17 protein-coding genes are annotated in these 18,012 nt (G+C 70.4%); all 17 read left to right on the plus strand.

The genetic code is table 11. The annotated features are described in order from the left end of the window. Positions 1-10: 10 nt before the first annotated feature. The 17 genes from AH6_RS31730 (at position 11) to AH6_RS45490 (ending at position 17,526) form a co-directional block, all read left to right on the plus strand. Positions 11-922 carry a F0F1 ATP synthase subunit gamma gene (locus AH6_RS31730; protein ID WP_067487597.1) on the plus strand — a complete coding sequence of 304 codons (912 nt, stop codon included), beginning with the start codon at positions 11-13 and terminating at the stop codon, positions 920-922. 124 nt (positions 923-1,046) lie between these two features. After that, positions 1,047-1,352, plus strand: a complete 306-nt coding sequence (locus tag AH6_RS31735) for a DUF3040 domain-containing protein (RefSeq protein WP_067487561.1) — start codon at positions 1,047-1,049, stop codon at positions 1,350-1,352. A 395-nt stretch (positions 1,353-1,747) separates the two neighbouring features. Beyond that, positions 1,748-3,298: an amino acid permease gene (locus AH6_RS31740; RefSeq protein ID WP_083983664.1), complete on the plus strand. Its 1,551-nt coding sequence runs from the start codon at positions 1,748-1,750 to the stop codon at positions 3,296-3,298. A 127-nt stretch (positions 3,299-3,425) separates the two neighbouring features. Next, positions 3,426-4,667, plus strand: coding sequence for an arginine deiminase (locus AH6_RS31745; RefSeq protein ID WP_067487562.1), 1,242 nt, complete (start codon positions 3,426-3,428; stop codon positions 4,665-4,667). Between the two features lie 56 nt (positions 4,668-4,723). After that, the gene (gene argF, locus AH6_RS31750; protein WP_067487563.1) at positions 4,724-5,725 is read left to right on the plus strand and encodes an ornithine carbamoyltransferase; all 1,002 of its coding nucleotides are present in this window, start codon (positions 4,724-4,726) and stop codon (positions 5,723-5,725) included. A 27-nt stretch (positions 5,726-5,752) separates the two neighbouring features. Next, on the plus strand, positions 5,753-6,688 hold the full coding sequence (gene arcC, locus AH6_RS31755) for a carbamate kinase (protein WP_067487565.1): 936 nt from the start codon (positions 5,753-5,755) through the stop codon (positions 6,686-6,688). Between the two features lie 299 nt (positions 6,689-6,987). Further along, entirely contained in the window at positions 6,988-8,385 is a 1,398-nt protein-coding gene (locus AH6_RS31760) for an amino acid permease (RefSeq protein WP_373861830.1), read from the plus strand. Continuing rightward, positions 8,382-9,302, plus strand: coding sequence for a universal stress protein (locus AH6_RS31765; RefSeq protein ID WP_067487569.1), 921 nt, complete (start codon positions 8,382-8,384; stop codon positions 9,300-9,302). Before AH6_RS31760 ends, AH6_RS31765 begins: the two co-directional genes overlap by 4 nt. Further along, positions 9,302-10,774 carry an amino acid permease gene (locus tag AH6_RS31770; RefSeq protein WP_083983665.1) on the plus strand — a complete coding sequence of 491 codons (1,473 nt, stop codon included), beginning with the start codon at positions 9,302-9,304 and terminating at the stop codon, positions 10,772-10,774. The genes AH6_RS31765 and AH6_RS31770 overlap by 1 nt, the downstream gene beginning before the upstream one ends. Positions 10,775-10,854: 80 nt before the next feature. After that, on the plus strand, positions 10,855-11,634 hold the full coding sequence (locus tag AH6_RS31775; RefSeq protein ID WP_083983666.1) for a helix-turn-helix transcriptional regulator: 780 nt from the start codon (positions 10,855-10,857) through the stop codon (positions 11,632-11,634). After that, entirely contained in the window at positions 11,631-13,043 is a 1,413-nt protein-coding gene (gene sufB / locus AH6_RS31780; protein ID WP_067487571.1) for a Fe-S cluster assembly protein SufB, read from the plus strand. Before AH6_RS31775 ends, sufB begins: the two co-directional genes overlap by 4 nt. Further along, entirely contained in the window at positions 13,043-14,167 is a 1,125-nt protein-coding gene (gene sufD / locus AH6_RS31785; RefSeq protein WP_067487573.1) for a Fe-S cluster assembly protein SufD, read from the plus strand. Before sufB ends, sufD begins: the two co-directional genes overlap by 1 nt. After that, positions 14,164-14,484 carry a non-heme iron oxygenase ferredoxin subunit gene (locus AH6_RS31790; protein ID WP_067487575.1) on the plus strand — a complete coding sequence of 107 codons (321 nt, stop codon included), beginning with the start codon at positions 14,164-14,166 and terminating at the stop codon, positions 14,482-14,484. Before sufD ends, AH6_RS31790 begins: the two co-directional genes overlap by 4 nt. A gap of 23 nt (positions 14,485-14,507) precedes the next feature. After that, entirely contained in the window at positions 14,508-15,275 is a 768-nt protein-coding gene (gene sufC, locus AH6_RS31795) for a Fe-S cluster assembly ATPase SufC (protein WP_067487577.1), read from the plus strand. Continuing rightward, positions 15,272-16,537, plus strand: a complete 1,266-nt coding sequence (locus AH6_RS31800; RefSeq protein WP_067487579.1) for a cysteine desulfurase — start codon at positions 15,272-15,274, stop codon at positions 16,535-16,537. Before sufC ends, AH6_RS31800 begins: the two co-directional genes overlap by 4 nt. A 51-nt stretch (positions 16,538-16,588) precedes the next feature. Continuing rightward, on the plus strand, positions 16,589-17,047 hold the full coding sequence (gene sufU, locus AH6_RS31805) for a Fe-S cluster assembly sulfur transfer protein SufU (protein ID WP_067487581.1): 459 nt from the start codon (positions 16,589-16,591) through the stop codon (positions 17,045-17,047). A 170-nt stretch (positions 17,048-17,217) separates the two neighbouring features. Next, positions 17,218-17,526: a metal-sulfur cluster assembly factor gene (locus AH6_RS45490; RefSeq protein WP_067487601.1), complete on the plus strand. Its 309-nt coding sequence runs from the start codon at positions 17,218-17,220 to the stop codon at positions 17,524-17,526. The last annotated feature ends 486 nt before the right edge of the window (positions 17,527-18,012 follow it).

An 18,012-nucleotide genomic window follows, 5' to 3' on the forward strand; every position in this document is an offset into this window, starting at 1 on the left:
GCGTGGGATCATGCCTGCCCAACTGCGCGCGCTGCGCTCGCGCATCCGCTCGGTGAAGTCCACCGCCAAGATCACCCGCGCCCAGGAGCTGATCGCCGCCGCCCGCATCTCCGGCGCCCAGCAGCGGCTGGCGGCGGCCACGCCCTACGCCGCCCAGGTCACCCGGGCGGTGACGGCGCTGATGACCCACCACGTCCGGCTCGACCACGCGCTGCTGAACGAGCGGCCCGACGCCTCCCGGGTGGCGGTGCTGCTGATCACCAGCGACCGGGGCTTCTGCGGCGCGTTCAACCAGAACGTGCTGCGGCAGGGCGAGCACCTGGCCGCCAGGCTGCGGGACGAGGGCAGCGAGCCGGTGTTCTACCTGACCGGGCAGAAGGCCGTCGACAGGTTCCGGTTCCGGGGCGTGACACCGGCCGGGCAGTGGAGCGGCTTCTCGGGGCGGCCCGTCTACAACCAGGCCGAGGAGATCGGCCGCACGCTGCGCGAGGCGTTCGACACCCCCACCGCCGAGGGCGGCGTCGGCGGCGTGCACGTCGTCTACACCGAGTTCGAGTCGATGCTGACCCAGCGGCTGGTGGTGCGCCGCGTCCTGCCGCTGGAGGTCGTGGACGCCGAGCCCGGCGAGGGCGACGGGTGGGTGCCCCCGGCCTTCGACTTCGAGCCGACCCCGGACGTCGTGCTGGACGGCCTGCTGCGGCAGTACGTCAACGGGCGCATCTGGCACATGCTGCTGGAGTCGGCCGCCGCCGAGCACGCCGCCCGCCGCGCCGCGATGATGGCCGCCACCGACAACGCCAACGCGCTGGTGGACCGGCTCACCCGCGAGGCCAACGAGGCGCGCCAGGAGGAGATCACGATGGAGCTGAGCGAGATCGTGGGCAGCGCCAACGCGCTGAGCGAGGGCGACGGCGAGCGCTGAGCGGGGCCGTGCCGCCGATCGCCGCCGGAGACCGGGTAATGCTTCGGTCAAGAACTTGGACATTAAACACCAAATAGGTTAAAACCGTCTGATCAGCCCGCGAGGACCGAGCGAGGGGGACGGGATGAGCCTGTCGGTGGCCGAGAGCCGGATGCTGGAAGAGATCGCGCGGCGCACCGCCGCCGACGACCCCGACTACGCGCGGCGGCTGGACACCTTCGGCGGCTACGAGGCCAGCGCCCTCGGCCTCCCGACGCGGTGGACCCTGCTGCCCCTCGTCCTCGTCGGCGCGCTGCTGGTGCTGGGCTTCGTGGCGGCGTCCCTCGCGACCGCGCGGAACGCCGACGCGCCGTCCGGCCGACTGATCACCGGCTCGGCGACCGCCCCGGACACCGGACACGGCGCCGGGCAGGCGCGGCCGAACCCCTGACGCGCCTCCCGGCGCGCCACCGCGCCGGACCGCGCGCACGAAAGGCGGCGGACCCCAACGGGTCCGCCGCCTTCCGCGTTCCCGCCATGTTTCCGCGATCCGCCCCGAGCGCCATTTCCCGGCCCGTGCTGATCATCCGGGCCTTTCCCTGCTCCTGGCGAATCGTTTCGACAGAGGCCGGGAAATCCGTTCCGCGCCCCGCCCAATTCATCAGATGATCAAGGACGGGCAATGTGTGGAAAAAGGCGAGAACGCCGTGTCGATCTTTCGCAAAACGGCGGAGCCGCGTCACAGCGGCCCGAGTTTCACCAGGTAGACCCCGGGTAATTCCCTGCGTGTCACTCGCTTGTCGGCGGTGGCCCAGGGGGCTTTTAACTTCTGTCGGGGGGACAAGAATGGGAGAGCCGAAATCAACGGCCTGGGAAGCCGGTGAGCTGACCAGAGCCGGAGCGGAACACCCGCACAGCATAGAGAGCGACACCGATTCGGGTGGCAAACTCGGGCTGCCCCAGGCGACCGCCCTGGTTATCGGCAACGTCGTCGGCACGGGCATCTTCCTGCTGCCGGCCTCGCTCGCCGCCATCGGCACCATCAGCTTCGCCATCATGGCCGCGACCACCGTCGGCGCCATCGCCCTGGCCATCGTGTTCGGCAAGCTGGGCGCGCGCATCCCGGCGAGCGGCGGGCCCTACGCCTACGCCCGCGACGCGTTCGGCGAGTTCGCCGGTTTCTGGACCTCGTGGTCGTTCTGGCTGACGGCCTGGGGCGGCAACGCGGGCATCGCGGTCGCCTGGGTGGGCTACGTCAACTACTTCCTGCACTGGGACAGCACCGCCGGCAAGATCGTCATCGGGCTGGTCGGGCTCTGGCTGCCGGCGCTGATCAACCTGACCGGCGTCAAGAACATCGGCCTGTTCCAGCTGGTCACCACCGTGCTGAAGTTCGTGCCGCTGATCTTCGTGGCGATCGTCGGCCTGTTCTTCATGAACACCGACAACTTCGGCCCCTTCAACGCCGGCGGCGAGTCCACCTGGAGCGCGGCGTGGCTGGCGGCCGGGCTGATCCTGTTCATCTTCTCCGGCATGGAGAGCGTGACGATCGTCGCCGAGCGCATCCGCGACCCCGAGCGCAACGTCGGCAAGGCCAGCATCTACGGCGTGCTGGCGTGCAGCCTGCTGTACCTGCTGGCCACCGTCGCCATCTTCGGGACCGTGCCGCACGACGCGCTGATGAACTCCAGCGCCCCGTTCGCCGACTCGATCAACAACATGTTCGGCGGCAGCATCTGGGGCGGCGTGATGGCGGCCTGCGCGATCGTGTCCGGCATCGGCGCGCTGAACGGCTGGACCATGCTGGTCGCCGAGATGCCGATGGCCGCCGCCCGCGACGGCATGTTCCCCGCCGGCTTCGCGAAGCTGACCAGCCGGGGCGCCCCGGTCGTCGGCATCATCGTCGGCACGCTGCTCAGCTCGCTGATGTTGCTGTTCGCCTACGCCTCGGAGAACGCGTTCAACACGATCCTGCTGTTCGCCTCCTTCACCACCGCGATCCCCTACTTCTTCTCGGCCGCCGCCCAGATCTTCTGGCTGGTCACCGGGGGACGCCAGGTCAACAAGGGGCGGGTGGCCAAGGACATGTTCATGGCCGTGCTGGCGCTGCTGTTCTCCTTCGCCATCGTGTACGGCTCGGGCGAGCAGGCGGTCATGCTCGGCATGCTCGCGATGCTGATCGGCGTCCCGGTCTACATCTGGACCAAGGCCAAGCGCGGCGAGTACGGCCCCAAGGAGATCACCGCCCGGAAGGTCCCGGTCGAGCCCGGCGGGCCCGGCCACGGCGGCCTCGGCCACGGCGGGACCGGCCCCACCGGAACCGGACCCACGGGAACCGGTCCCACCGGATACGGGCCCGGCACGACCGGACCCACCGGGACCGGCCCCACCGGCTGATCCCACCCGCAGGCGGCCCGCGCCGCCATCGCACGACTCTTTTCAGAAACCACTCATCCGGCACGCCGCCCGCAGCGCGACGACACCGCCGCGGGCGGCGTGCCGGAGGGCACCAGGAGGTTAGGGAATGACTTTCCACGTCGAGTCCGAGGTCGGCAGGCTGCGTCAGGTGCTGGTGCACAAGCCCGAGTTGTCGCTCAAGCGCCTCACCCCGTCCAACGCCGCCGACCTGCTGTTCGACGACGTGCTGTGGGTGCAGCGCGCGGGCGAGGAGCACGAGGAGTTCCAGAAGGTGCTGCGCGGGCGCGACATCAAGGTGCACCTGCTGCTGGACCTGCTGCGCGAGACGATCGAGATCCCCGAGGCCAAGAAGCACATCCTCGACTACGTCATCGACCCCAAGTTCTTCGGCCCGCTGTCCACCGACGCGATCCGCAACGGCTTCGACTCGATGGACCTGCGCGAGCTGGGCTCGTTCCTCATCGGCGGCATCACCAAGCGCGAGCTGCTGGAGCGCATCGCCGAGCCCAAGTCGATCGCGTTCTCGGCCATCGGCATGGACGACTTCATCCTGCCGCCGCTGCCCAACCACCTGTTCACCCGCGACACCTCGTGCTGGGTCTACAACGGCGTCTCCATCAACGCGATGAAGATGAAGGCCCGCATGCGCGAGACGGTGAACTACGAGGCGATCTACAAGTTCCACCCGCTGTTCGCCGACGGCTACGACAGGCCGCAGGACGACGGCTTCCACGTGTGGAACGCGGGCACCGCGATGGCCCCCGCCACCATCGAGGGCGGCGACGTGCTGGTCATCGGCAAGGGCTCGGTGCTGGTCGGCATGAGCGAGCGCACCCAGCCGCAGGCGGTGGAGATGCTCGCCAAGGCCATGTTCGAGCAGGAGTCCTGCAAGAAGATCGTGGCGCTGCGCATGCCGCAGAAGCGCGCGTTCATGCACCTGGACACCGTGATGACGATGGTGGACCACGGCCGCTTCACCAAGTACGCGGGCATGGGCATGCTCCCGTCGTTCACCGTCGAGCCGGGCGACAACGACAAGGAGCTGAAGATCAGCGAGCACGCTCCCGAGGACATGCACAAGGCCATCGCGGGCGCGCTGGACCTGGACGACATCGACGTGCTCACCCCGACCCAGGACGTGTTCGCCGCCGAGCGCGAGCAGTGGGACGACGGCTCCAACGTGCTGGCCGTCGAGCCGGGCGTCGTCGTCGCCTACGAGCGCAACACCACCACCAACAACTTCCTGCGCGACAACGGCGTGGAGGTCATCACCATCCGCGGCAGCGAGCTCGGCCGCGGCCGGGGCGGGCCCCGCTGCATGAGCTGCCCGCTGGAGCGCGAGGCCTGACCGGGCCTCGAGAACCGGGCCGCGACCACCCCTAGAACGAGAGAGACGACGAACCGATGGCATTCAACCTGCGCGGGCGCAGCTTCCTCAAGGAGCTGGACTTCACGCCCAAGGAGTTCACGTTCCTGGTCGACCTGGCCGCCGAGCTCAAGGCGGCCAAGTACGCCGGCACCGAGGTGCCGCGCATGGTCGGCAAGAACATCGCCCTGATCTTCGAGAAGACCTCCACCCGCACCCGCTGCGCGTTCGAGGTCGCCGCGCACGACCAGGGCGCGCACGTCACCTACCTCGACCCGAGCGGCTCGCAGATCGGCCACAAGGAGTCGATGAAGGACACCGCCCGCGTGCTGGGCCGCATGTTCGACGGCATCGAGTACCGCGGCTCGGCGCAGCACCTGGTGGAGGAGCTCGCCGAGTACTCCGGCGTGCCGGTGTGGAACGGCCTGACCGACGAGTGGCACCCCACCCAGATGCTGGCCGACATCCTCACCATGCGCGAGCACACCGACAAGCCGCTCAGCCAGGTGACCTTCGCCTACCTCGGCGACGCCCGCAACAACATGGGCCACTCCTACGTGGTCGCGGGCGCGCTGATGGGCATGGACGTGCGGATCGTCGGCCCCAAGAGCCTGTGGCCCGACCAGGACGCCGTGGTCAAGCCCGCCCGCGAGATCGCCGCCCGCACCGGCGCGACGATCACCATCACCGACAAGGTGAACGAGGGCGTCAAGGGCGCCGACTTCGTGCTCACCGACGTGTGGGTCTCCATGGGCGAGCCGCCGGAGGTCTGGGACGAGCGCATCAAGCTGCTGAAGAAGTACCAGGTCAACAGCAAGGTGCTGAAGGCGACCGGCAACCCCGACGTCAAGTTCATGCACTGCCTGCCGGCCTTCCACGACCGGAACACCAAGGTCGGCGAGCAGATCTTCGAGAAGACCGGCCTGGACGCCCTGGAGGTCACCGACGAGGTCTTCGAGTCCGACGCCTCGATCGTGTTCGACGAGGCCGAGAACCGCATGCACACGATCAAGGCCGTCATGGTCGCGACGCTGGCCTGACCGATGGCGGCGGGAGGAGAGCAGAGGATGCGCGTAGTCGTCGCGCTCGGGGGCAACGCGCTGATGCGGCGCGGCGACAAGCCCGACGCCGACATCCAGCGCGCCAACGTCATGACCGCGGTCAAGTCGCTGGCGCCGCTGGCCGAACGGCACGAGCTGATCATCACGCACGGGAACGGCCCGCAGGTCGGGGTGCTGGCGCTGGAGAGCATCAACGACCCCAACCTGTCGCGGCCCTACCCGCTGGACACCATCGGCGCCGAGACCCAGGGCATGATCGGGTACTGGATGTTGCAGGCGTTGCAGAACGCCCTGCCCGGCCGCCAGGTCATCTCGATGATCAACCAGACGCTGGTGTCGGCGGTGGACCCCGCGTTCGCCGACCCGACCAAGTTCGTCGGGCAGGTCTACACCAGGGACGAGGCCGAGAAGCTGGCGCAGGAGTACGGCTGGACGGTCAAGCCCGACGGCGAGCACTGGCGCCGCGTGGTGCCCTCGCCGATGCCGCAGCGCGTCATCGAGACCCGGCTGATCCGCACCATGGTCCGCAACGGCACCGTGGTGGTGTGCGCGGGCGGCGGCGGCATCCCGGTCGTGCGCAACGACGTCGGCCAGCTCGAAGGCGTCGAGGCCGTCATCGACAAGGACATGACCGCCTCGATGCTGGCCGAGACGCTGGAGGCCGACGCCTTCCTCATCCTGACCGACGTGCCGCGCGTCATGCGCCACTTCGGCACGCCGCGGCAGGAGGAGATCAAGCACACCACCCCGTGGGAGCTGCGCGACGAGGACTTCCCGGCCGGGTCCATGGGGCCCAAGGTCGAGGCGGTCGCGGGCTACGTCGAGCGCACCGGCGACATGGCGGCCATCGGCCGCCTGGACCAGTGCGTGCAGATCCTGGAGGGCACCGCCGGGACCATCGTCACGCCGAACGCGACCTGGCCGCTGGCCAGCACGTTGTGACGCCCCGCGCGACCCACGATGTGACGCCCGCTGCGACACCCGGCGCGCCGCCCGGCCGCCGCGGGCATCGAAACGACGATCACGGGTAGCCGTACGCGGGACACCGGAACGGCCGACCGGCGGGCGGGGCGACCCGCCCCGCCCGCCGTCGCTCTGACCGAACGCCTCCGGGCCCGGCGGGCCCGGCCATCCTCTAGCACCCGACCGGAACAGGGAGACACACCGTGCAGGCGAGCACCGCATCCGAGCCGTCCGGCTCATCGCCCTCGTTCCTGCGGAGCTTGGTCAGGACCAAACCCGTGGGCCGGATCGCCGACGAGGGCGGCCAGGGCGAGGGCGGTGAGCTGAAACGCACCATGGGGCTGCTCCAGCTCACCCTGTTCAGCGTCGGCGCGACCCTGGGCACCGGCATCTTCTTCGTGCTGGGGCAGGCGGTCCCGGTCGCGGGCCCGGCGGTGGTGCTGGGCTTCGTGCTCGCCGCCGTCACCGCCCTGTTCTCGGCGCTGTCGTACGCCGAGCTGGCCGGCACCATCCCGGTCTCGGGCTCCTCCTACTCCTACACCTACGCCACCATGGGCGAGCTGGTCGCGTGGGTCTGCGGCTGGTGCCTGCTGCTGGAGTACGCGGTGTCGGTGTCGGCGGTCGCCTCCAGTTGGGGCGGCTACCTCAACGAGTTCTTCAACGCGGCGTTCGGCTTCCGGATGCCCGACGCCATCAGCAACTCGCCCGGCAGTGAAGGCGGCATCGTCAACCTGCCCGCCGTCGCGATCGTGCTGCTGGCCACCCTGCTGCTGCTGCGCGGCACCTCCGAGAGCGCCACCGCCAACACCATCATGGTGTTCCTGAAGATGGCGGTGCTCGGGTTCTTCTGCGTGGTGGCCTTCACCGCCTTCCGATCCGGCAACTTCTCCGACTTCGCGCCGATGGGCTTCGCGGGCATCAGCGCCGCCGGGTCCAAGGTGTTCTTCTCCTACATCGGCTTCGACGCCGCCTCCACCGCCGGCGAGGAGGCCAAGAACCCCAAGCGCGACCTGCCGCTGGCCATCCTGCTGTCGCTGCTGATCGTCACCGTCATCTACGTGCTGGTCGGGGTCGCGGCCGTCGGCGTCATGCCCTGGCAGGACTTCGACTCCCAGACCTCGCTCGCCGACGTGCTGAACCTCGCCACCGGCGACTCCACCTGGCCCGCGCTGATCCTGTCGTTCGGCGTCGTCATCTCCATGGGCACCGTCGTGCTGACCGTGCTGTACGGCCAGACGCGCATCCTGTTCGCGATGTCGCGCGACGGCCTCATCCCCAAGATCTTCGAGAAGGTCGGCCGGACCTCGGTGCCGGTCGCCAACACCCTGATCGTGGCGACCTTCGTGTCGCTGCTGGCGGCGGTGGTGCCGCTCGGCCAGCTCGCCGAGGCCACCAGCATCGGCACGCTGTTCGCGTTCGCGCTGGTCAACCTGGGCGTGATCGTGCTGCGCCGCACCAAGCCCGAACTGCCGCGCAGCTTCCGCACGCCGCTGTTCCCCGTCACCCCCGTGCTGGGCGTGGCGTTCTGCATCTACCTCATGTACGGCCTCGACACCATCACCTGGATCGTCTTCCTGATCTGGACCGCGGCCGGGCTGGCGGCCTACTTCGCCTACGGCCACCGCCACTCCCGGCTGGCGGGCCGTCCCGGACCGACCGCGAAGGAGCACCGATGAGCGACACCAGCCCGCCGCGCCAGCTGCGCGTGCTGGTCGGGTACTCGCCCGACGACCGCGGCGACGACGCGCTGGCCCTGGCGAGCCTGGTCGCGCGCACCGCCAAGGCCCCGCTGACGGTGGCCAACGTCCACCCGCCGGCCTGGCCCGCGCGCGGCCCTGGCTCGGTGGACGCCGAATGGGTCACCTACCTCAAGGAGCAGTCGGCCGCCGCGCTGGAGCAGGCGGGGGAGAAGCTGGCCGAGCTCAAGGTGGCCCGCAAGAACATGGCGTTCGAGGTGCACGCCCACCGCGGCAGCGGGCGCGGCCTGATCGAGGTCGCCAAGGAGACCGGCGCCGGCATGATCATCGTGGGGTCCGCACCGCGTGGCCGCCGCGACCGCATCGCCATCGGCAGCACCGCCGACCAGCTCCTGCACGGCTCGCCGGTGCCGGTCATGCTGGCCCCGCGCGGCTACGCCGAGCACGCGCCGAAGAAGTTCGAGCGCCTGACCGTCGCCTACTGGCGGCGCCGCGACGTGGAGGGCGCGCTGGTGTCGGCCTCCCACATCGCCGCCTCGCTGGGCCTGCCCATGCGGCTGGTCACCCTGGTGCTGCGGCCCCCGGGCCTGCCCGCCAAGTTCCTGCGCGCCGACGACGTCGTGGAGCGCCAGTTCGAGCAGGCGCAGAAGGACCTCCGGCACGCCGCCGGGCTGCTGGACCCCGCCGAGGGCGAGGTCACCACCGAGGCCGTGCAGGGCTCGGGCATCGCCAAGACGCTGGGCAACGTGGACATGTTGCCGGGCGAGGTGCTGGCGGTCATGTCCAGCCAGGACGGCCCGCTGCGCAAGGTGTTCCTCGGCGAGAGCTCCGGCAAGATGGTGCGCGCCTCGCCCTGCCCGGTCGTGGTGCTGCCGCGCGGCCACGTCGTGTCCTGATGTCGCACGCCGACCCCGCGTCCGGCGCGCCGCCCGGATCCTCGTCTGGGGCCTCGCCCGGGGCCGGGCCCGTGCCGCCGACCGTCGCGCCGCCACCGCCGGTGCCCGCCCGGCTCGGCCTGGTCGCCGCCACCGCGCTGGTGATGGGCAACGTCATCGGTGTCGGGGTGTTCCAGCTCCCGGCGGCGGTGGCGGGCTTCGGCACGATCGGGATCGTGGCGTTCGCGGTGATCGGCGCCTGCTCGATCCTGCTGGCGGTCGTGTTCGGCTGGCTGGCGCAGCGGCTGCCCGACACCGGCGGCCCCTACGTCTACGCGCGCGAGGCGTTCGGCGAGCTGCCCGGCTTCCTCACCGCCTGGTCGTACTGGATCACCGCCTGGGCCAGCAACGCCGCCTTGGTGGTGGCCTGGGCCGGGTACGTCAACGTGCTGGTGCCGCTGCCCGGCACCGGCCGGGCGCTCGCGGTCACCGTGGGCGCGTTGTGGCTGGCGGTGCTGGCCAACCTGGCCGGGGTGCGCGGCGCGGGCATGATCGCGGTGGTGACCACCGTGCTGAAGTTCGTCCCGCTGGTGCTGGTGGCGGTGGTCGGGCTGTTCTTCGTCAGGGCCGAGAACTTCGGGCCGTTCGTCGCCGACGGTGGCGACGCCCTCGGCTCCCTGACCGCCGCGGGCGCGGTGCTGATGTTCAGCTTCCTCGGCGTGGAGTCGGCCGCCGTCGCCGCCGAGGAGGTGCACGAGCCGCGCCGCAACGTCATGCGCGCCACCGTGATCGGCACCCTGGTGTCGGCGGTGGTGTACCTGCTGGGCACGGTCGCGGTGTTCGGGCTGGTCCCGCACGGCGACCTGGCCCGCTCCACCGCGCCCTACGCCGACGCCGCCCGCGCGATCTTCGGCGGCGGGCAGGCCGCCGGGACCGTGCTGGCCGCCGCCGCGGTGATCTCCGGCGCGGGCACCCTGGTCGGCTGGACCCTGGTCAGCGCCCGGATGCCGTACGCCGCCGCGCGCGACGGGCTGTTCCCGGAAATCTTCCGGGCCGTCAACCGGCGCGGCGCGCCGTGGGCCGGGCTGGTGGTCTCCGGCGCGCTGGCCTCGCTGCTCACCCTGGCCAACTACACCGGCGGCCTCCAGTCGGCCTTCACCGCGCTGGCGCTGCTGACCACCTTCACCGCCGCCGTCCCCTACATCTTCTCCGCCGCCGCCCAGCTGTTGTGGCTGCTGACCGACCGGGGGCCGGAGGGACGGCCGGTGTCCACCGCCAGGCTCGCCCGCGACGTGATCATCGCGCTGGTCGCGGTGGCATTCACGCTCTGGCTGGTGGCCGGGGCCGGATACGCGGCGGTCTATCAGGGAGTCCTGCTCGTGCTGGCCGGGATTCCGGTATACGTGTGGATGCGCTGGCGAGCGGTGGTCCGGGCAGGCGGCCGGAACGTTCGCGGCGGGGCCTCCGGGACGGTGAAACCGCAGGTTAGGTAAGCCTTGCCTACGTGAGGCACGACATCGGGATTCGGTTGGTAGCCGGGAAGGAATTACGGCACACTGACGTTGTGAAAAACGTGAGCGAGAACCCGACCAGCGCCTCGGCCGCCTCCGCGCGGCCCGCCGGCGTGCCGTCGGGGACGGGCAAGGGCGAGCGGGACACCCGCGCGCGCGTCGCCCGGCTCATTCTCGAACGCGGCCCGATCACCGCCTCCGCCCTGGGGGACCGCGTCGGGCTCACCCCCGCCGCCATCCGCCGCCACCTGGACGCGCTGCTCGCCGACGGCATGATCGAAGTCCGGCGGGCCCGGCCGCAGACCCAGCGCGGGCGCGGCCGGCCGGCCAAGTGGTTCGCCATCACCGACGCCGGGCGCAGCGCGTTCGTGCACGCCTATGACGACCTCGCCAGCAGCGCCCTGCGCTTCCTTGCCGAGACGGCGGGCGAGCAGGCGGTCGCCGAGTTCGCCCGGCGCCAGATCGCCGACCTGGAGCGACGCTACCACCCGGTCGTCCAGGCGGCCCCGCCCCACCAGCGGGTCCGCACGCTGGCCGAGGCGCTGTCGGGCGACGGCTACGCGGCCGCCGCCGCCAAGGCCCCCCAGCAGGGCGGCGGAGAGCAGCTCTGCCAGCACCACTGCCCGGTCGCGCACGTCGCCGCGGAGTTCCCGCAGCTGTGCGAGGCCGAGACCGAGGCGTTCAGCCGCCTGCTGGGCCTGCCGGTCCAGCGGCTGGCCACCATCGCCCACGGCGACGGCGTCTGCACCACCCACGTCAGCTCGCGCTCCCTGTGCCAGGGAACGCCGGCCGACGGACAGAACACCGCTGATAACGAGGAGTCCGGGAGGACGTCCCAATGACTACTGCAGCCCACCCTGAGCTGGAAGGGCTCGACAGGTACAAGTTCGGCTGGGCCGACTCCGACAGCGCGGGGGCCTCGGCCCGCCGCGGCCTGAACGAGGACGTCGTGCGCGACATCTCGGCCAAGAAGAACGAGCCTGAGTGGATGCTCGACCTGCGCCTCAAGGGGCTGCGGCTGTTCGACAAGAAGCCGATGCCGTCCTGGGGCTCGGACCTGTCGGAGATCAAGTTCGACAACATCAAGTACTTCGTGCGCTCCACCGAGAAGCAGGCCGCCTCCTGGGAGGACCTGCCCGAGGACATCAAGAACACCTACGACAAGCTGGGCATCCCCGAGGCCGAGAAGCAGCGCCTGGTCGCCGGCGTGGCCGCCCAGTACGAGTCCGAGGTGGTCTACCACAAGATCCGCGAGGACCTTGAGGAGAAGGGCGTCATCTTCCTGGACACCGACACCGGGCTGCGCGAGCACCCGGAGATCTTCCAGGAGTACTTCGGCTCGGTGATCCCGGTCGGCGACAACAAGTTCGCCGCGCTCAACACCTCGGTGTGGTCGGGCGGCTCGTTCATCTACGTGCCGCCGGGCGTGCACGTGGAGATCCCGCTCCAGGCCTACTTCCGGATCAACACCGAGAACATGGGCCAGTTCGAGCGCACCCTCATCATCGCCGACGAGGGCTCCTACGTGCACTACGTCGAGGGCTGCACCGCGCCGATCTACAAGTCGGACTCGCTGCACTCGGCCGTGGTGGAGATCGTGGTGAAGAAGGACGCCCGCGTCCGCTACACCACCATCCAGAACTGGTCCAACAACGTCTACAACCTGGTGACCAAGCGCGCGGTGGCCTACGAGGGCGCCACCATGGAGTGGGTCGACGGCAACATCGGCTCCAAGGTCACCATGAAGTACCCGGCGGTCTACCTGCTCGGCGAGCACGCCAAGGGCGAGACGCTGTCGATCGCGTTCGCCGGCGAGGGCCAGCACCAGGACGCGGGCGCCAAGATGGTGCACGCCGCCCCCAACACCTCCTCCACGGTGGTGTCGAAGTCGGTGGCGCGCGGCGGCGGCCGCACCTCCTACCGGGGCCTGGTCCAGGTCCAGGAGGGCGCCACCCACAGCAAGTCCACCGTCAAGTGCGACGCGCTGCTGGTCGACCAGATCAGCCGGTCCGACACCTACCCCTACGTGGACGTCCGCGAGGACGACGTGGAGATGGGCCACGAGGCCACCGTCTCCAAGGTGTCGGAGGACCAGCTGTTCTACCTGATGAGCCGCGGCCTCAACGAGGACGAGGCCATGGCGATGATCGTGCGCGGGTTCGTGGAGCCGATCGCCCGCGAGCTCCCGATGGAATACGCCCTTGAGCTGAACCGGCTCATCGAGCTGCAGATGGAAGGAGCCGTCGGCTGATGGGGCTCGACTCCCGGCCCGTCTCGATGTTGGACGAGCGGGCCTCCTACGAGGTCGCCGATTTCGAGGTGCCCACCGGCCGCGAGGAGGAGTGGCGGTTCACCCCGCTGCGCCGCCTGCGCGGACTGCACAACGGCACCGCCGAGGCCACCGGCAAGGTGCTGGTCGAGGTCGAGGCGCCCGCCGAGGTCACGGTCGAGACCGTCGGCCGCGACGACGCGCGCCTCGGCAAGGCCTACGTCCCGGCCGACCGCGTCAGCGCCCAGGCCTGGGCCTCCTTCACCGACGCCACCGTGGTGACGGTGCCCAAGGAGGCCGAGGTCGCGGCCCCGACCGTGATCCGGCTGCGCGGCGAGGACTCCTCCGCCGCCGCCTACGGGCACACCACGATCATCCTGGAGCCGTTCGCCCGCGCCACCGTCGTGCTGGCGCACCGCGGCTCGGCCACCTACGCCGACAACGTCGAGTTCGTCGTCGGCGACGGCGCCGCGCTGTCGGTGATCAGCCTCCAGGACTGGGCCGACGACGCGGTGCACGTGTCCCACCAGCACGCCCGGCTGGGCCGCGACGCGACCTTCCACTCGCACAACGTCTCGCTGGGCGGCGACCTGGTGCGCATCTCCCCGTCGGTGGCCTACGACGGCCCCGGCGGCGACGCCGAGCTGTACGGCGTGTACTTCGCCGACGGCGGCCAGCACCTGGAGCACCGGCTGCTGGTGGACCACTCGGTCCCCAACTGCCGCAGCCGCGTGGACTACCGCGGCGCGCTCCAGGACGCCGACGCGCACGCCGTCTGGATCGGCGACGTGATCATCCGCGTCGAGGCCGAGGGCACCGACACCTACGAGCTGAACCGCAACCTGGTGCTGACCGACGGCACCCGGGTCGACTCGGTGCCGAACCTGGAGATCCTCACCGGCGAGGTCGCCGGCGCCGGGCACGCCTCGGCCTCCGGCCGGCTGGACGACGAGCACCTGTTCTACCTCCAGGCGCGCGGCATCCCGTTCGACGAGGCCCGCCGCATGGTGGTGCGCGGCTTCCTCGGCCAGCTCATCGAGCGCATCGAGGTCCCCGAGGTGCGCGCGAAGGTGGCCGAGGCCATCGAGGCGGAGCTGGAGCGATGACCTTCGTGAAGGTGTGCCCGGTGGCCGAGATCCCGGCCGACGGCGCGCTCGGCGTCGAGATCGAGGACACACCCGTCGCGCTGGTGCGCACCGCCGCGGGCGAGGTGTACGCGGTCAACGACATCTGCTCGCACGCCGAGGTCTCGCTCTCCGAGGGCGAGGTCTACAACGGCACCATCGAGTGCTGGCTGCACGGGTCCTGCTTCGACCTGCGCAGCGGCAAGCCCACCAACCCGCCGGCGACGCAGCCGGTCGCCACCTACCGGGTGAAGGTCGAGGACGGCGACGTCTACGTCTCGCTCGGCTCCGAAGACTGACACACGAGAGAGCTTTCACAGATATGGCCACGCTTGAGATCCGCGACCTCCACGTCTCCGTCGGCGACGGCGCCGACGGGACCAAGGAGATCCTGCGCGGGGTGGACCTGACCGTCAAGGCCGGCGAGACCCACGCGATCATGGGGCCCAACGGCTCCGGCAAGTCCACCCTGGCCTACGCCATCGCCGGGCACCCGAAGTACACCGTGACCTCGGGCTCGGTCACCCTGGACGGCGAGGACGTCCTGGAGATGAGCGTGGACGAGCGCGCCCGCGCCGGGCTGTTCCTGGCGATGCAGTACCCCGTCGAGGTGCCGGGCGTGTCGGTGTCGAACTTCCTGCGCTCGGCGGTCACCGCCGTGCGCGGCGAGGCGCCGAAGCTGCGCGAGTTCGCCAAGGAGATGAAGGGCGCGATGGACGCGCTGTCCATCGACCCGGCCTTCGCCCAGCGCTCGCTGAACGAGGGCTTCTCCGGCGGCGAGAAGAAGCGCCACGAGATCCTCCAGCTGGAGCTGCTCAAGCCCAAGGTCGCGGTGCTGGACGAGACCGACTCGGGCCTGGACGTGGACGCGCTCAAGGTCGTGTCCGAGGGCGTCAACCGCTTCAGCGCCACCGGCGACACCGGCGTGCTGCTGATCACGCACTACACCCGCATCCTGCGCTACGTGAAGCCCGACTTCGTGCACGTGTTCGCCGGCGGCCGCGTGGTGGCCCAGGGCGGCCCCGAGCTGGCCGAGGAGCTGGAGAACGAGGGCTACGAGAAGTACGTGAAGGCGGGCGCGTCGGCGTGAGCGACCTGCTGCCCGAAGAGGTCAAGAAGGACTTCCCCCTGCTGCAGCGCACCGTCCGCGGCGGGCGTCCGCTGATCTACCTCGACTCGGGGGCCACCTCGCAGAAGCCCCGCCAGGTGCTGGACGCCGAGCGGGAGTTCTACGAGCGGCACAACGCGGCGGTGCACCGCGGCGCGCACCTGCTCGCCGAGGAGGCCACCGACGCGTTCGAGGGCGCCCGCACCCGGATCGCGACGTTCGTGGGCGCGGTGCCCGGCGAGATCGTGTTCACCAAGAACGCGACCGAGGGCATCAACCTGGTGGCGTACGCGATGAGCAACGCCGCCACGGCCGGGCCCGAGGCCGAGCGGTTCGCGGTCGGGCCGGGCGACGAGATCGTCGTCACCGAGATGGAGCACCACGCCAACCTGGTGCCCTGGCAGCAGCTGTGCCAGCGCACCGGCGCGACGCTGCGCTGGTTCGGGCTGACCGACGACGGCCGCCTGGACCTGGAGCCGCTGGCGGAGCTGGTCAACGAGCGCACCAAGCTGGTCGCGCTCACCCAGCAGTCCAACGTGCTCGGCACCATCAACCCGGTCGAGGCGATCGCCGCCCGCGCCCGCGAGGTCGGCGCGCTGACGCTGGTGGACGCCGCCCAGTCGGTGCCGCACCTGCCGGTGGACGTGCAGGACCTGGGCGTCGACTTCCTGGTCTTCTCCGGGCACAAGATGCTCGGCCCGACCGGCATCGGCGTGTTGTGGGGCCGCCGCGAGCTGCTGGAGGCCATGCCGCCGTTCATCACCGGCGGCTCCATGATCGAGGTGGTGCGGATGGAGGGCTCGACCTTCATGCCGCCGCCGCAGCGCTTCGAGGCCGGCTCGCCCAACACCGCCCAGGCGGTCGGGCTCGGCGCGGCCGTGGACTACCTGTCGGCGCTGGGCATGGACCGGGTGCACGCGCACGAGGAGGCGCTCACCGGGTACGCGCTGGAGCGCCTGACCGAGGTCCCCGGCGTGCGGATCATCGGCCCCGGGACCACCGAGGCGCGGGGCGGCGCGGTGTCGTTCACCGTCGCCGACATCCACCCGCACGACGTGGGACAGGTGCTGGACGAGCTGGGCGTGGAGGTCCGGGTGGGCCACCACTGCGCCTGGCCGATCTGCCGCCGCTACCAGATCCCGGCGACGACCCGCGCGTCCTTCTACGTGCACAACACCCTGGCCGACATCGACGCGCTCGCCGACGGCGTGCGCCAGGCGCAGAAGTTCTTCGGAACAGCCTGAGCGGCCCGCGGGTTGTCACCGACGAAGGCCGTGGGGAGGAAAAAGGAAGCCATGCAGCTTGAGGCGATGTACCAGGAGGTCATCCTGGATCATTACCGCAACCCGCTGAACAAGGGGCTGCGGGAGCCGTACGAGGGCGAGGCGCACCACGTCAACCCGACCTGCGGTGACGAGATCACCCTGCGGGTGCACCTGACGGGCGAGGGGCGGGACGCGCGCGTCGCCGACGTCTCCTACGACGCCATGGGCTGCTCGATCAGCCAGGCCAGCGCCTCGGTGATGACCGACCTGATCATCGGAAAGTCCGTCAAGGAGGCGATGGCGGTCGGCGAGGAGTTCCTGGCGCTGATGCAGTCGCGCGGCCAGGACGCCGAGCCCGACGAGGACGTCCTGGAGGACGCCGTCGCCTTCGTGGGGGTCTCCAAGTACCCCGCCCGGATCAAGTGCGCCCTGCTCGCCTGGATGGCGTGGAAGGACGCGACCGCCCGCGCTCTCGGAGAGGCATCATGACCGACACTCCCGCGACTCCCGCCCCTGACGCTGATGTCACTGAGGCCACCGCGACGGAGGCTGAGGCCACGGCCGCAGCGCCCGAGGCCACTGCTGCGGCTCCGGCCGCTGCTCCGGCTGAGACCGAGGCCGCCGCGCCGGTGGCCGCATCGGCTGAGGGCGATGTGGCCATGTCCGCGCAGGAGGAGGAGATCCTTGAGGCGCTGAAGGACGTGGTGGACCCGGAACTCGGGATCAACGTGGTCGACCTGGGTCTGATCTACGGCATCAACCTGGCCGACGAGGTCGCGACCCTGGACATGACGCTGACCAGCGCGGCATGTCCCCTGACCGACGTGATCGAGGACCAGGCGCACAGCGCGCTGGAGGGCCTGGTCAAGGACGTCAAGATCAACTGGGTCTGGCTGCCGCCGTGGGGCCCGGACAAGATCACCGACGACGGACGCGACCAGCTCCGGGCGCTGGGGTTCAACGTCTGAGCGGGTTGAGTGGTCTTAGCGGCTTGGGTTTTGAGTTGAGTGCCGCCGCATAGGGGCGGGTGTGGGGTGAGTTGCCCATGCCTGCCTCTTTGTGTTGCGTTGTTTGTGTTGTGCTTGTGAGTTCGAGCGTCGTGGCTGACTGACTGCCTTAAGGCTGTGCTTTGGGTTAAAGCCGCGCTTCGTGTTAAATCCTGCGCTCCGCGCTAAGGCACGCTCCGCGCTAAGGGCACGCTCTGCGCTAAGGGCACGCTCCGCGCCAAGCCCGCGCTCCGCGCTAGAGGCACGCTCCGCGCAACTACTTCAACCCGCGCTCCGCGCGTGCCCAACGACGCCAGCCCCGTGCCTTGCACGTGACCAGCGACCTCAACCCCGCACCCCGCGCCCGACCAGCGACCCCAGCCCCGTGCCCGAAGCCGACCAACAACCCCAGCCCCGTGCCCGAACCATCCCGCTGGCCTCAGCCACCGGGGACGGGGGTGCAGGGGG

Origin of the sequence: Actinomadura hibisca NBRC 15177, from assembly GCF_001552635.1 — a bacterium.
Taxonomy (GTDB): Bacteria; Actinomycetota; Actinomycetes; order Streptosporangiales; family Streptosporangiaceae; genus Spirillospora; species Spirillospora hibisca.

What these genes read in the sequence shown, in the direction of transcription:
- AH6_RS31735 (WP_067487561.1), top strand. Translation starts at nt 1,047, where the DNA reads ATGAGCCTGTCGGTGGCCGAGAGCCGGATGCTGGAAGAGATCGCGCGG.
- AH6_RS31730 (WP_067487597.1), top strand. Translation starts at nt 11, where the DNA reads ATGCCTGCCCAACTGCGCGCGCTGCGCTCGCGCATCCGCTCGGTGAAG.
- sufD (WP_067487573.1), top strand. Translation starts at nt 13,043, where the DNA reads ATGGGGCTCGACTCCCGGCCCGTCTCGATGTTGGACGAGCGGGCCTCC.
- sufC (WP_067487577.1), top strand. Translation starts at nt 14,508, where the DNA reads ATGGCCACGCTTGAGATCCGCGACCTCCACGTCTCCGTCGGCGACGGC.
- arcC (WP_067487565.1), top strand. Translation starts at nt 5,753, where the DNA reads ATGCGCGTAGTCGTCGCGCTCGGGGGCAACGCGCTGATGCGGCGCGGC.
- AH6_RS31790 (WP_067487575.1), top strand. Translation starts at nt 14,164, where the DNA reads ATGACCTTCGTGAAGGTGTGCCCGGTGGCCGAGATCCCGGCCGACGGC.
- AH6_RS31765 (WP_067487569.1), top strand. Translation starts at nt 8,382, where the DNA reads ATGAGCGACACCAGCCCGCCGCGCCAGCTGCGCGTGCTGGTCGGGTAC.
- AH6_RS45490 (WP_067487601.1), top strand. Translation starts at nt 17,218, where the DNA reads ATGTCCGCGCAGGAGGAGGAGATCCTTGAGGCGCTGAAGGACGTGGTG.
- argF (WP_067487563.1), top strand. Translation starts at nt 4,724, where the DNA reads ATGGCATTCAACCTGCGCGGGCGCAGCTTCCTCAAGGAGCTGGACTTC.
- sufU (WP_067487581.1), top strand. Translation starts at nt 16,589, where the DNA reads ATGCAGCTTGAGGCGATGTACCAGGAGGTCATCCTGGATCATTACCGC.
- AH6_RS31740 (WP_083983664.1), top strand. Translation starts at nt 1,748, where the DNA reads ATGGGAGAGCCGAAATCAACGGCCTGGGAAGCCGGTGAGCTGACCAGA.
- AH6_RS31770 (WP_083983665.1), top strand. Translation starts at nt 9,302, where the DNA reads ATGTCGCACGCCGACCCCGCGTCCGGCGCGCCGCCCGGATCCTCGTCT.
- AH6_RS31745 (WP_067487562.1), top strand. Translation starts at nt 3,426, where the DNA reads ATGACTTTCCACGTCGAGTCCGAGGTCGGCAGGCTGCGTCAGGTGCTG.
- sufB (WP_067487571.1), top strand. Translation starts at nt 11,631, where the DNA reads ATGACTACTGCAGCCCACCCTGAGCTGGAAGGGCTCGACAGGTACAAG.